The sequence below is a fragment of the Erwinia billingiae Eb661 genome (genome assembly GCF_000196615.1).
GTDB lineage: Bacteria > Pseudomonadota > Gammaproteobacteria > Enterobacterales > Enterobacteriaceae > Erwinia > Erwinia billingiae.
Window position 1 is genome coordinate 1469252 of sequence record NC_014306.1, and the last position, 12986, is coordinate 1482237.

At 55.2% G+C, this 12986-nt stretch carries 10 protein-coding genes; all 10 read left to right on the plus strand.

What is annotated here, in order from left to right:
* Positions 1–22 precede the first annotated feature (22 nt).
* The 10 genes from sdhC to cydB all read left to right on the plus strand — a co-directional run bounded on the left by sdhC (position 23) and on the right by cydB (position 12984).
* Complete coding sequence (gene sdhC / locus EBC_RS08195) at positions 23–412, plus strand: succinate dehydrogenase cytochrome b556 subunit (protein WP_013201320.1); 390 nt, start codon at positions 23–25, stop codon at positions 410–412.
* A complete protein-coding gene (sdhD, locus tag EBC_RS08200; protein ID WP_013201321.1) occupies positions 406–753 on the plus strand; it encodes a succinate dehydrogenase membrane anchor subunit in 348 nt (115 codons plus the stop codon). Before sdhC ends, sdhD begins: the two co-directional genes overlap by 7 nt.
* On the plus strand, positions 753–2519 hold the full coding sequence (gene sdhA / locus EBC_RS08205) for a succinate dehydrogenase flavoprotein subunit (RefSeq protein WP_013201322.1): 1767 nt from the start codon (positions 753–755) through the stop codon (positions 2517–2519). The genes sdhD and sdhA overlap by 1 nt, the downstream gene beginning before the upstream one ends.
* 16 nt (positions 2520–2535) lie before the next feature.
* The gene (locus tag EBC_RS08210; protein ID WP_013201323.1) at positions 2536–3252 is read left to right on the plus strand and encodes a succinate dehydrogenase iron-sulfur subunit; all 717 of its coding nucleotides are present in this window, start codon (positions 2536–2538) and stop codon (positions 3250–3252) included.
* A gap of 267 nt (positions 3253–3519) precedes the next feature.
* A complete protein-coding gene (gene sucA, locus EBC_RS08215) occupies positions 3520–6327 on the plus strand; it encodes a 2-oxoglutarate dehydrogenase E1 component (protein ID WP_013201324.1) in 2808 nt (935 codons plus the stop codon).
* A gap of 14 nt (positions 6328–6341) precedes the next feature.
* Positions 6342–7565 carry a 2-oxoglutarate dehydrogenase complex dihydrolipoyllysine-residue succinyltransferase gene (gene odhB, locus EBC_RS08220; protein ID WP_013201325.1) on the plus strand — a complete coding sequence of 408 codons (1224 nt, stop codon included), beginning with the start codon at positions 6342–6344 and terminating at the stop codon, positions 7563–7565.
* A gap of 107 nt (positions 7566–7672) precedes the next feature.
* Entirely contained in the window at positions 7673–8839 is a 1167-nt protein-coding gene (gene sucC, locus EBC_RS08225) for an ADP-forming succinate--CoA ligase subunit beta (RefSeq protein WP_013201326.1), read from the plus strand.
* Positions 8839–9711: a succinate--CoA ligase subunit alpha gene (gene sucD, locus EBC_RS08230; RefSeq protein ID WP_013201327.1), complete on the plus strand. Its 873-nt coding sequence runs from the start codon at positions 8839–8841 to the stop codon at positions 9709–9711. The genes sucC and sucD overlap by 1 nt, the downstream gene beginning before the upstream one ends.
* Before the next feature lie 553 nt (positions 9712–10264).
* Positions 10265–11848 (plus strand): cytochrome ubiquinol oxidase subunit I, encoded by a 1584-nt coding sequence (gene cydA / locus EBC_RS08235; protein WP_013201328.1) that lies wholly within the window; start codon positions 10265–10267, stop codon positions 11846–11848.
* Positions 11845–12984: a cytochrome d ubiquinol oxidase subunit II gene (gene cydB, locus EBC_RS08240; protein WP_013201329.1), complete on the plus strand. Its 1140-nt coding sequence runs from the start codon at positions 11845–11847 to the stop codon at positions 12982–12984. Before cydA ends, cydB begins: the two co-directional genes overlap by 4 nt.
* The last annotated feature ends 2 nt before the right edge of the window (positions 12985–12986 follow it).

The window sequence follows — 12986 nt, forward strand, 5'->3', positions numbered from 1 at the left end:
GAAGCAAAATAAGAAAGGCTGTGTGGGCAAAACCGTGAAAAAACAAAGACCTGTCAACTTGGATCTCTCCACGATCCGGTTTCCCGTTACTGCAATAGCGTCTATTCTCCATCGCGTATCTGGCGTCATTACGTTTGTGGCTGTTGGTATACTGCTCTGGTTACTGGGCCTGTCACTCTCATCTCCCGAAGGCTTCCTGCAAGCTTCTGCCGTCATGGGCAGCTTCTTTGTCAAATTCATCATGTGGGGCATTTTAACCGCACTGGCGTATCACATCGTCGGTGGGATTCGTCACATGCTGATGGACTTCGGATATCTGGGTGAAACGCTGCAAATTGGGACGCGCTCCGCGCAAATCTCTTTTGGTATCACTGTCGTGCTTTCAATTCTGGCTGGAGTCCTCGTATGGTAAGCAACGCTTCTGCATTGGGTCGCAACGGCGTTCATGACTGGCTGCTGCTGCGTGCTGCTGCGATGATCATGACGTTATACGTGATCTACATCCTCGGTTTCGTGGTGATGTCAGGAACCCTGACGTACGACATCTGGCGTGGCTTCTTTGCCTCCAACTTTACCAAAGTCTTCACCCTTCTGACGCTGTTCTCCATTCTGGTGCATGGCTGGATTGGGATGTGGCAGGTACTGACGGATTACATCAAGCCGGTTGCTATCCGCTTGATGCTGCAACTGGTGGTGGTGGTTGCGCTGTTTGTTTATGCCATTTATGGAACTGTTGTTGTGTGGGGTGCGTAATGAGTTTGCCAGTAAGAGAGTTTGACGCCGTAGTAATCGGCGCCGGTGGTGCAGGCATGCGTGCCGCGCTGCAGATTTCCCAATCGGGCCAGAGCTGTGCTCTGTTGTCCAAAGTTTTCCCGACCCGTTCCCATACCGTTTCTGCGCAGGGCGGTATCACCGTTGCGCTGGGTAACACCCATGAAGATAACTGGGAATGGCATATGTACGACACGGTGAAAGGCTCCGATTACATCGGTGACCAGGACGCCATTGAATATATGTGTAAAACCGGACCGGAAGCGATTCTGGAACTGGAACACATGGGCCTGCCTTTCTCCCGTCTGGACGATGGCCGCATTTATCAGCGTCCGTTTGGTGGCCAGTCGAAGAACTTCGGCGGTGAGCAGGCGGCGCGTACCGCGGCGGCGGCTGACCGTACCGGCCATGCGTTATTGCATACCCTTTATCAGCAGAACCTGAAAAACAAGACCACTATCTTCTCCGAGTGGTATGCGTTGGATCTGGTGAAAAATGCCGACGGCGCCATTGTCGGCTGTACCGCACTGAATATTGAAGATGGCGAAGTCGTCTACTTTAAAGCGCGCGCAACGGTTCTGGCGACCGGCGGTGCAGGACGTATTTACCAGTCCACCACCAATGCCCACATCAATACCGGTGACGGCGTGGGTATGGCACTGCGTGCCGGCGTGCCGGTACAGGACATGGAAATGTGGCAGTTCCACCCAACCGGTATTGCCGGCGCGGGTGTGCTGGTGACCGAAGGCTGTCGTGGTGAAGGTGGTTACCTGTTGAACAAACACGGTGAGCGCTTTATGGAGCGTTATGCGCCAAACGCCAAAGACCTTGCCGGTCGTGACGTGGTTGCCCGTTCAATGATGATCGAAATCCGTGAAGGTCGTGGTTGCGAAGGTCCGTGGGGCCCGCACATCAAACTGAAATTGGATCACCTCGGTCACGAAGTGCTGGAAGCGCGTCTGCCAGGTATTCTGGAACTGTCCCGCACCTTTGCTCACGTCGATCCGGTTAAAGAACCGATCCCGGTTATCCCTACCTGCCACTATATGATGGGCGGTATTCCGACCCGCGTAACCGGTCAGGCGCTGACGGTAAATGAGAAGGGCGAAGATACTCTGGTGCCAGGACTCTTTGCGGTGGGTGAGATTGCCTGCGTATCGGTTCATGGTTCTAACCGTCTGGGCGGCAACTCGCTGCTGGATCTGGTGGTGTTTGGTCGTGCGGCGGGTCTGCACCTGCTGGAATCCATTCAAGAGCAGGGCGAGCTGAAAGACGCAACCGAAGAAGAGATCGAAGCGTCTCTGGCCCGCATGAACCGCTGGAACAACAACACCACCGGCGAGGATCCTGCCGAGCTGCGCAAAGCCCTGCAAACCTGTATGCAGAACAACTTCTCGGTGTTCCGTGAAGGCGATGCGATGGCAAAAGGTCTGGAAGAGCTGAAAGTTCTGCGTGAACGCCTGAAAGGCGCCCGTCTGGATGACCGTTCAAGCGACTTCAATACCCAGCGTATTGAGTGCCTTGAGCTGGATAACCTGATGGAAACGGCCTATGCAACGGCCGTCGCGGCGAACTACCGCACCGAAAGCCGTGGCGCGCACAGCCGCTTCGACTACCCAGAACGTGACGATGCAAACTGGTTATGCCACAGCGTGTATCTGCCGCAGAGCGAAAGCATGACTCGCCGTGAGGTGAACATGGCGCCGAAACTGCGCGCGGCGTTCCCGCCGAAAGCACGTACTTACTAGTTTGCGGAGATAAGCGATGAGACTCGAATTTTCTATTTATCGTTACAACCCGGAAGTTGACGATGCTCCGCACATGCAGGAGTACAGCCTGGAGTCCGAAGAAGGGCGCGACATGATGCTGCTGGACGCGCTGATGCGTCTGAAGGAAAAGGACCCGACGCTGGCTTTCCGTCGCTCCTGCCGCGAGGGCGTTTGCGGTTCCGATGGCATCAACATGAACGGTAAAAACGGTCTGGCCTGTATCACACCTGTTTCCGCCCTTGGCGGCGGCAGTAAAAAAATTGTGATCCGTCCTTTACCGGGTTTACCGGTGATCCGTGATTTGGTGGTGGACATGGGGCAATTCTACACTCAGTATGAGAAGATTAAGCCTTACCTGTTGAATAATGGGGAAAATCCACCGGCGCGTGAGCATCTGCAGGAGCCGGAACAGCGTGAAAAACTGGATGGCCTGTACGAATGTATCCTGTGTGCATGCTGCTCAACGTCCTGCCCATCTTTCTGGTGGAACCCGGACAAATTTATCGGTCCGGCTGGGTTGCTGGCAGCCTACCGTTTCCTGATCGACGACCGTGATACCGAAACGGATGCGCGCCTGGATAATCTGAACGATGCTTTCAGCGTATTCCGGTGTCACAGCATCATGAACTGTGTGAGCGTATGTCCTAAAGGACTTAACCCTACGCGCGCCATCGGCCACATTAAGTCGATGCTGCTGCAAAGAGGCGCATAAGCGCACCTCATCCGGGAACCGCCAGGTTCCCGGTTGTTTTACCAGGAAACCCTGCCAAGCTTATCTTCGGGTTGGCTTTGCAAGGTTCCCTTACGGGCCCGGGCGCCAGCAGTCGCGCACAGCGCTCGTATCGATGAACTTTCAGGCTGCGTCCCGCGTTGTTAGCGGAACACAGCCGAGGGCAAGCCGCTTATGCGGCGTGGGGCCTGCAAAGGCCCTGTTAAATAATCACGGCGAACTAAAGCACAAAATGCTTAAGGGATCACAATGCAGAACAGCGCGATGAAACCCTGGCTGGACTCCTCCTGGCTGGCCGGCGCGAACCAGACCTACATAGAGCAGCTCTATGAGGACTATCTAACTGATCCTGACTCTGTTGATGTTGCCTGGAAAGAGCTCTTTCAGCAGCTTCCAGGTCAAGGGGTCAGACCGGAACAATTTCACTCGAGCACACGCGAGTACTTCCGCCGTCTGGCGAAAGACGCCACGCGTTACACCTCTTCCGTAAGCGATCCTGATACCAATGCCAAGCAGGTTAAGGTTCTCCAGCTGATCAACGCCTTCCGTTTCCGCGGACATCAGCTGGCAAACCTCGATCCGTTAGGCCTGTGGCAGAATGAATCCGTGCCGGATCTGGATCCTAAATTCCACGATCTGAGCGAAGCGGATTTCCAGGAAACCTTCAACGTGGGTTCATTTGCTTTCGGCAAAGACACCATGAAGCTGGCGGATCTTTACGCCTTGCTGAAGCAGACCTACTGCGGCTCGATCGGTGCTGAGTATATGCACATCACCAACACCGAAGAGAAACGCTGGATCCAACAGCGCATCGAATCGGTGGCCGGACAGGCATCGTTCTCCACCGCGGAGAAGAAAGGTTTCCTGAAACAGCTGACCGCAGCCGAAGGCCTTGAGCGTTACCTCGGCGCGAAATTCCCGGGCGCCAAGCGCTTCTCGCTGGAAGGCGGCGATGCACTGGTGCCAATGCTGAACGAGATGATCCACCATTCAGGCAAAAGCGGCACGCGTGAAGTGGTGCTGGGCATGGCCCACCGTGGTCGTCTGAACGTGCTGATCAACGTGCTGGGTAAAAAGCCGCAGGACCTGTTTGACGAGTTCGCGGGCAAGCACAAAGAGCATCTCGGTACCGGTGACGTGAAGTACCATATGGGCTTCTCTTCCGACGTCGAAACCGAAGGCGGCATGGTTCACCTGGCGCTGGCGTTTAACCCGTCGCACCTTGAGATCGTCAGCCCGGTAGTGATGGGGTCTGTGCGTGCGCGTCTGGATCGTCTTGACGAGCCGGGCAGCAACAAAGTTCTGCCAATCACCATCCACGGTGATGCGGCGATCATTGGTCAGGGTGTGGTTCAGGAAACGCTGAACATGTCTCAGGCTCGCGGCTATGAAGTCGGCGGCACCGTGCGCATCGTGATCAACAACCAGATTGGTTTCACCACCTCCAATCCGAAAGATGCCCGTTCAACCCAGTACTGTACCGATATCGGTAAAATGGTGCTGGCGCCAATCTTCCACGTGAATGCCGATGACCCGGAAGCGGTGGCCTTTGTGACCCGCCTGGCGTTGGATTTCCGTAACACCTTCAAGCGTGATGTCTTCATCGATCTGGTCTGTTATCGCCGTCACGGCCATAACGAAGCGGATGAGCCAAGTGCGACTCAGCCGGTGATGTACCAGAAGATCAAAAAGCATCCGACTCCGCGCAAACTCTATGCTGATCGTCTCGAAAGCGAGAAGATTGCCAGCCTGGAAGATGCCACGGAAATGGTCAACCTGTACCGCGACGCGCTGGATGCCGGCGAATGCGTGGTGCCTGAATGGCGTCCGATGAGCCTGCACTCCTTCACCTGGTCGCCGTATCTGAACCATGACTGGGATGAAAGCTATCAGGAAACTTTAGACCTGAAGCGCCTGCAAGAGCTGGCTAAACGCATCAGTAGCGTGCCGGAAGCCATTGAAATGCAGTCCCGCGTGGCGAAGATCTATAACGATCGCGCTGAGATGGCCGCAGGCAACAAACCGTTCGACTGGGGCGCTGCCGAGAACCTGGCCTATGCCACGCTGGTAGATGAGGGCATTCCGTGCCGTCTTTCCGGTGAAGACATGGGACGTGGCACCTTCTTCCACCGCCATGCGGTGATCCACAACCAGTCCAACGGCTCAACCTATACCCCGCTGATGCACGTGCATAACGGTCAGGGCACCTTCAAAGTCTGGGACTCCGTCCTGTCTGAAGAAGCGGTGCTGGCGTTCGAATACGGTTATGCCACGGCAGAACCACGCACGCTGACCATCTGGGAAGCGCAGTTTGGTGACTTTGCCAACGGTGCTCAGGTGGTTATCGACCAGTTCATCAGCTCCGGCGAGCAGAAATGGGGCCGTATGTGCGGTCTGGTAATGCTGCTGCCGCACGGTTACGAAGGGCAGGGCCCGGAGCACTCCTCCGCCCGTCTGGAACGTTATCTGCAGCTTTGCGCTGAGCAGAACATGCAGGTTTGCGTGCCGTCAACGCCGGCTCAGGTTTACCATATGCTGCGTCGTCAGGCGCTGCGCGGTATGCGCCGTCCGTTGATCGTCATGTCACCGAAATCTCTGCTGCGTCATCCGCTGGCGGTCTCTTCCCTGGAAGAGCTGGCAACGGGCGGCTTCCAGCCGGCAATTGGCGAGATCGACGCGCTTGACCCGAAAGGCGTGAAGCGTGTGGTGCTCTGCTCCGGTAAGGTCTATTACGATCTGCTGGACAAGCGTCGCAAAAACGAGCAAACCGATGTCGCTATCGTGCGTATCGAACAGCTGTATCCGTTCCCGCACAAAGCGGTTCAGGATGTGCTGCAGCAATATTCGCATGTGCATGATTTCGTGTGGTGCCAGGAAGAGCCGCTTAATCAGGGCGCATGGTTCTGCAGCCAGCACCACTTCCGTGAAGTGGTTCCTTTTGGGGCTTCATTACGTTACGCCGGCCGCCCCGCCTCCGCCTCGCCGGCAGTTGGCTATATGTCCGTTCACCAGCAGCAGCAGCAAGATCTGGTAAATGACGCGCTGAACGTTAATTAATTCAAGGAAAAATAATGAGTAGCGTAGAGATCATCGTTCCCGACCTGCCTGAATCCGTTGCCGATGCCACCGTGGCAACCTGGCACAAAAAACCAGGCGATTCTGTCCAGCGCGACGAAGTGCTGGTAGAGATCGAAACCGACAAAGTGATTCTGGAAGTTCCGGCCACCGCCGATGGCGTGCTGGAAGCGATTCTGGAAGATGAAGGCGCAACAGTTATCTCTCGTCAGGCGCTGGGTCGTCTGAAAGAAGGGAACAGCGGCGGCAAAGCAAGCTCTGCCAAAGTTGAAGAGCAGGATTCTACCCCGGCACAGCGTCAGAGCGCTTCTCTGGAAGAAGAGAGCAACGACGCGCTCAGCCCGGCTATCCGCCGCCTGATTGCTGAACACAACCTCGATGCGGCCGCCATCAAAGGCACCGGTGTCGGTGGACGTTTGACGCGTGAAGACGTTGAAAAACATCTGGCGAAAAAACCTGAAGCCGCCGCGAAAGCGCCTGCTGCAGCCGCGCCTTCTGCACCAGCCGCCGCTCTGCCAGGCCGCAGCGAGAAGCGCGTTCCAATGACCCGTCTGCGTAAGCGCATTGCCGAGCGTCTGTTGGAAGCCAAAAACAGCACCGCGATGTTGACCACCTTTAACGAAGTCAACATGCAGCCAATCATGAACCTGCGTAAGCAGTACGGCGAAGCGTTTGAAAAACGTCACGGCGTGCGTCTGGGCTTCATGTCCTTCTACCTGAAAGCGGTTGTTGAAGCGCTGAAACGCTTCCCGGAAGTCAATGCGTCTATCGACGGCGAAGACGTTGTTTACCACAACTACTTTGACGTCAGCATCGCTGTTTCTACCCCACGTGGGCTGGTCACGCCAGTGCTGAAAGATATCGATGCGCTGGGTATGGCCGATATCGAGAAGAAAATCAAAGAGCTGGCAGTGAAAGGCCGTGACGGGAAACTAACCGTTGACGAACTGACTGGCGGTAACTTCACCATCACCAACGGCGGCGTGTTCGGTTCCCTGATGTCCACGCCGATCATCAACCCACCGCAGAGTGCCATCCTCGGCATGCATGCGATCAAAGATCGTCCTATGGCGGTTAATGGTCAGGTTGTGATCCTGCCAATGATGTATCTGGCCCTCTCTTACGATCACCGCCTGATCGACGGTAAAGAATCCGTCAGCTACCTGGTGGCGATCAAAGAGCTGCTGGAAGATCCGTCAAGGCTGCTGCTGGACGTTTAATCCCTGTCGGGTGCGGCCTGGTGCTGCACCCAACCCTATGTGTGGCCGACACTCTGGCAACCGCCAGATTCGGCCAAGTTTTTTCCGACCTGAATGGATAGAACATCATGAACTTACACGAATATCAGGCAAAACAGTTGTTTGCACGGTATGGTTTACCGGCACCAACCGGCTATGCCTGCACCACTCCACGTGAAGCTGAAGAAGCCGCCTCAAAGATTGGCGCCGGTCCGTGGGTAGTGAAATGTCAGGTTCATGCCGGAGGCCGCGGTAAAGCGGGCGGTGTGAAGGTAGTGAAGAGCAAGGAAGAGATCCGTGCTTTCGCTGAACACTGGCTGGGCAAACGCCTGACCACCTATCAGACTGACGCCAATGGCCAGCCGGTAAACCAGATCCTGGTTGAAGCGGCAACGGATATCGACCAGGAACTCTACCTGGGTGCCGTGGTTGACCGTGCGACCCGTCGCGTGGTGTTTATGGCCTCGACCGAAGGCGGCGTGGAAATTGAGAAAGTGGCGGAAGAAACCCCGCACCTGATCCACCAGATGGCGCTGGATCCATTGACCGGTCCTCAGCCTTATCAGGGCCGCGAGCTGGCCTTCAAACTGGGTCTGACCGGTAAGCAGGTTGGCCAGTTCACCAAGATCTTTATGGGTCTGGCCACGCTGTTCCTGGAGCGCGATCTGGCACTGGTTGAGATCAACCCGCTGGTGATCACCAAACAGGGCGATCTGATCTGCCTCGACGGCAAACTGACTGCGGATGGCAATGCTCTGTTCCGTCAGCCGGAACTGCGTGAAATGCGCGATCCAAGCCAGGAAGATGCCCGTGAAGCGCAGGCTGCACAGTGGGAACTGAACTATGTGGCACTGGAAGGCAACATCGGTTGTATGGTTAACGGCGCAGGCCTGGCGATGGGTACCATGGACATCGTTAAGCTGAGCGGCGGCCAGCCTGCTAACTTCCTTGACGTTGGCGGCGGTGCAACCAAAGAGCGCGTGACCGAAGCCTTCAAAATCATCCTGTCTGACGACGCGGTGAAAGCGGTATTTGTAAACATTTTCGGCGGCATCGTACGCTGCGACCTGATTGCTGATGGCATCATCGGCGCGGTTGAAGAAGTCGGTGTTAACGTGCCAGTGGTGGTGCGTCTGGAAGGTAACAATGCCGAGCTGGGTGCCAAAAAACTGGCAGACAGCGGTCTGAACATCATTGCAGCAACCAGCCTGAGTGACGCGGCGCAGCGCGTTGTTGCCGCAGCGGAGGGTAAATAATGTCCATTTTGATCGATAAGAACACCAAAGTAATCTGCCAGGGCTTCACCGGTGGCCAGGGAACTTTCCACTCCGAGCAGGCGCTGGCCTATGGTACGCAGCTGGTTGGCGGCGTAACGCCAGGTAAAGGCGGCACCGAGCATCTGGGTCTGCCGGTGTTCAACACCGTGCGTGAAGCGGTAGAAGCGACGGGCGCAACCGCCTCGGTCATCTACGTTCCGGCCCCGTTCTGTAAAGACGGTATCCTGGAAGCGATCGAAGCGGGCATCAAGCTGATCATCACCATCACGGAAGGCATTCCTACCCTGGATATGCTGACGGTGAAAGTGAAGCTGGATGAAGCTGGCGTGCGTATGATTGGCCCGAACTGCCCAGGTGTGATCACCCCTGGCGCCTGCAAAATCGGCATCATGCCGGGTCATATTCACCAGCCAGGCCGTATCGGCATCGTTTCACGTTCCGGTACCCTGACGTATGAAGCCGTTAAGCAGACCACAGACATCGGCTACGGCCAGTCTACCTGCGTCGGTATCGGTGGTGACCCGATCCCAGGTTCAAACTTCATTGATATCCTGAAACTGTTCCAGGAAGATCCACAGACCGAAGCGATTGTGATGATCGGTGAAATCGGCGGCAGCGCGGAAGAAGAAGCGGCAGCCTTTATCAAAGAGCACGTCACCAAGCCGGTTGTCGGTTACATCGCGGGCGTGACTGCGCCTAAAGGCAAGCGTATGGGCCATGCTGGCGCCATCATCGCGGGCGGTAAAGGCACAGCAGACGAGAAGTTTGCCGCGCTGGAAGCTGCAGGCGTGAAAACCGTGCGTAGCCTGGCCGATATCGGCGACGCGGTTAAAGCGGTTCTGCCGAAATAACTGACGCTTTCTGGAATCCCTTCAAAGGCCACCTTCGGGTGGCCTTTTTAATGCGTTCAAAAAAAAGTGATGTCAAAGCGGGCGCAACGCAGGCAAAGCTGAGAAACCTGACTAAGATTAGGGAAGCTGGCGGCGTTAAATTTTATCGGAAACTATTACTTAATTATTTCAAATTAGAGTTCAGTTAAAACAATAAATTAACAACTTCACCCCTCTACCACACCAACAGGTCACTAAACTTTAATTAAGATCAAATAAGTGCGATCTATATCAATTCTTAAAGCTGGCTAAGAAAAAGGTTTTTCGATTAAATTGCTCTGCATCAATACGGGCGTCTCAGGCAATATTAGAAAAACCCGTATCTGGTTAAATAAAATAAATCTGGCATCACAAATTCTTTACTTTCAGCAAGGTAAAACCGCAAGGCTTATCGCCATGATGATGCGGAAACCTGTGTGTTTAATTGGATTAAAATACTGGTACTGACCGGTATCACGGATACTCAGCCGTGCTTACCGCGTCATCACCCACGTGTGTGGAGCAAGGAGTCAAGATGTTTGATATTGTCGAACTATCGCGCTTACAGTTTGCTCTGACAGCCATGTACCATTTCCTGTTCGTCCCATTAACGCTCGGTATGGCGTTTTTGTTGGCGATCATGGAAACGGTCTATGTGCTTTCAGGCAAGCAAATCTATAAAGATATGACCAAGTTCTGGGGCAAGTTATTTGGCATTAACTTTGCGCTGGGCGTGGCAACCGGGCTGACCATGGAGTTCCAGTTCGGAACCAACTGGTCTTATTACTCTCACTATGTCGGGGATATCTTTGGCGCACCGTTGGCTATTGAAGGCCTGATGGCATTCTTCCTCGAATCCACCTTCGTCGGGCTGTTCTTCTTTGGCTGGGATCGCCTGGGCAAAGTTCAGCATATGGCCGTGACCTGGCTGGTGGCGTTGGGTTCAAACCTCTCCGCACTGTGGATCCTGGTGGCGAATGGCTGGATGCAGAATCCGGTCGCCTCCGAATTCAACTTCGAAACCATGCGTATGGAAATGGTCAGCTTCTCCGAGCTGATCTTAAACCCTGTCGCGCAGGTGAAGTTCGTGCACACCGTGGCTGCCGGCTATACCTGTGGCGCGATGTTCATCCTCGGTATCAGCGCCTACTATCTGCTGCGCGGACGCGACATCGCCTTTGCGAAACGCTCCTTTGCCATTGCCGCCAGTTTTGGTATGGCCGCCATTCTCTCGGTGATCGTGCTGGGTGATGAATCCGGTTATGAAATCGGTGACGTGCAGAAAACCAAACTCGCCGCGATTGAAGCCGAATGGGAAACACAGCCGGCACCAGCCGCGTTCACGCTGTTTGGTATTCCCGATCAGGAAGCGCAGGAGAATAAATACGCCATTCAAATTCCGTGGGCGCTGGGGCTGATTGCTACCCGCTCGGTGGACAAGCAAGTCACCGGCCTGAAAGAGTTAATGGGTCAGCATGAAGTGCGTATCCGCAACGGGATGAAGGCCTATAGCCTACTGGAGCAACTGCGTTCCGGGAATAAAGATCCTGCTGTGCGCACCGAATTCAACGATGTGAAGAAAGATCTGGGTTACGGGCTGCTGCTGAAGCGCTACACGCCAAACGTGGCGGATGCCAGCGAAGCGCAAATCCAACAGGCAACCAAAGACTCAATTCCACGCGTGGCTCCGCTGTACTTCTCCTTCCGTATCATGGTCGGCGCGGGCGTGCTGATGCTGCTGATTATCGGTGGATCCTTCTGGACAGTGATCCGTAACCGCATTGGTAAGAGTACTTTCCTGTTGAAATGTGCGTTGTACGGCATTCCGCTGCCGTGGATTGCCATCGAATCGGGCTGGTTTGTCGCTGAATATGGTCGTCAGCCGTGGGCCATCGGTGAAGTGCTGCCAACTGCGGTCGCCAACTCCTCGCTGACCGTGGGCGATCTGCTGTTCTCGATGATCCTGATCTGCGGTCTGTATACGCTGTTCCTCGTGGCTGAAATGTATCTGATGTTCAAGTTTGCGCGCCTGGGGCCAAGCAGCCTGAAGACCGGACGCTATCACTTCGAACAGTCCAGTATTGCTGCGCGTGATGCTCAGACAGGAGTCCTGCAATGATCACTTATGAACTGCTGCGTTTCGTCTGGTGGGCACTGATTGGCGTGTTGCTGATTGGCTTCGCCGTTGCCGACGGATTCGATATGGGCGTGGGCATGCTGACCCGCATTCTTGGGCGCACCGATACTGAACGTCGCATTATGATCAACAGCATCGCGCCACACTGGGACGGTAACCAGGTCTGGCTGATCACCGCCGGTGGGGCGCTGTTTGCCGCCTGGCCAACGGTGTATGCCGCTGCGTTCTCCGGCTTCTACGTGGCGATGATTCTGGTGCTCGCTTCGCTGTTCTTCCGGCCAATCGGCTTTGACTACCGTTCAAAACTGGAAGACAACCGCTGGCGTGGCATGTGGGACTGGGCGATCTTTATCGGCAGCTTTGTGCCACCGTTAGTGATTGGCGTGGCCTTCGGCAATCTGCTGCAGGGCGTGCCGTTCCATATGGATGAGTATCTGCGCCTGTTCTATACCGGCAACTTCTTCCAGCTGCTGAATCCGTTTGCGCTGCTGGCCGGGATTGTCAGCCTGACCATGATCCTCACGCAGGGTGCGACCTATCTGCAGATGCGTACCGTCGGCGAGCTGCATGTACGTTCACGCCTTGCTGCGCAGATCTCGGCATTGGTGATGGTTGTGTGCTTCGTACTGGCCGGCGTCTGGGTGATGTATGGCATCGACGGCTATGCCGTCACCAGCGTGCTGGATCACAACGCGGCTTCAAACCCATTGGGCAAAGAAGTGGTGCGTGAAGCGGGTGCCTGGATGGTCAACTTTAACAAGACACCGCTGCTGTGGATTATTCCCGCGCTGGGCGTGGTGCTGCCGCTGTTGACCATTCTCTGTTCGCGACTGGAAAAAGGGGCCTGGGCGTTTGTCTTCTCTTCCTTAACGCTGGCCTGTGTGATCCTCACTGCGGGTGTTGCCATGTTCCCGTTCATCATGCCGTCCAGCACGATGCCGAATATGAGCCTGACCATGTGGGACAGCACCTCCAGCCTGTTGACGCTGAAAATCATGACCGTTGCCGCCATTATCTTCGTGCCAATTATCCTGGCCTACACAACCTGGTGTTACTACAAAATGTTCGGTCGTCTGACCAAAGAGCAGATTGAAAACAACACCCATTCTCTCTATTAATT

Bases quoted from the DNA above. Each gene is read 5' to 3' on its own strand.
- sdhD (WP_013201321.1), top strand. From the start codon at position 406: ATGGTAAGCAACGCTTCTGCATTGGGTCGCAACGGCGTTCATGACTGG.
- sdhA (WP_013201322.1), top strand. From the start codon at position 753: ATGAGTTTGCCAGTAAGAGAGTTTGACGCCGTAGTAATCGGCGCCGGT.
- EBC_RS08210 (WP_013201323.1), top strand. From the start codon at position 2,536: ATGAGACTCGAATTTTCTATTTATCGTTACAACCCGGAAGTTGACGAT.
- sucA (WP_013201324.1), top strand. From the start codon at position 3,520: ATGCAGAACAGCGCGATGAAACCCTGGCTGGACTCCTCCTGGCTGGCC.
- odhB (WP_013201325.1), top strand. From the start codon at position 6,342: ATGAGTAGCGTAGAGATCATCGTTCCCGACCTGCCTGAATCCGTTGCC.
- sucC (WP_013201326.1), top strand. From the start codon at position 7,673: ATGAACTTACACGAATATCAGGCAAAACAGTTGTTTGCACGGTATGGT.
- sucD (WP_013201327.1), top strand. From the start codon at position 8,839: ATGTCCATTTTGATCGATAAGAACACCAAAGTAATCTGCCAGGGCTTC.
- cydA (WP_013201328.1), top strand. From the start codon at position 10,265: ATGTTTGATATTGTCGAACTATCGCGCTTACAGTTTGCTCTGACAGCC.
- cydB (WP_013201329.1), top strand. From the start codon at position 11,845: ATGATCACTTATGAACTGCTGCGTTTCGTCTGGTGGGCACTGATTGGC.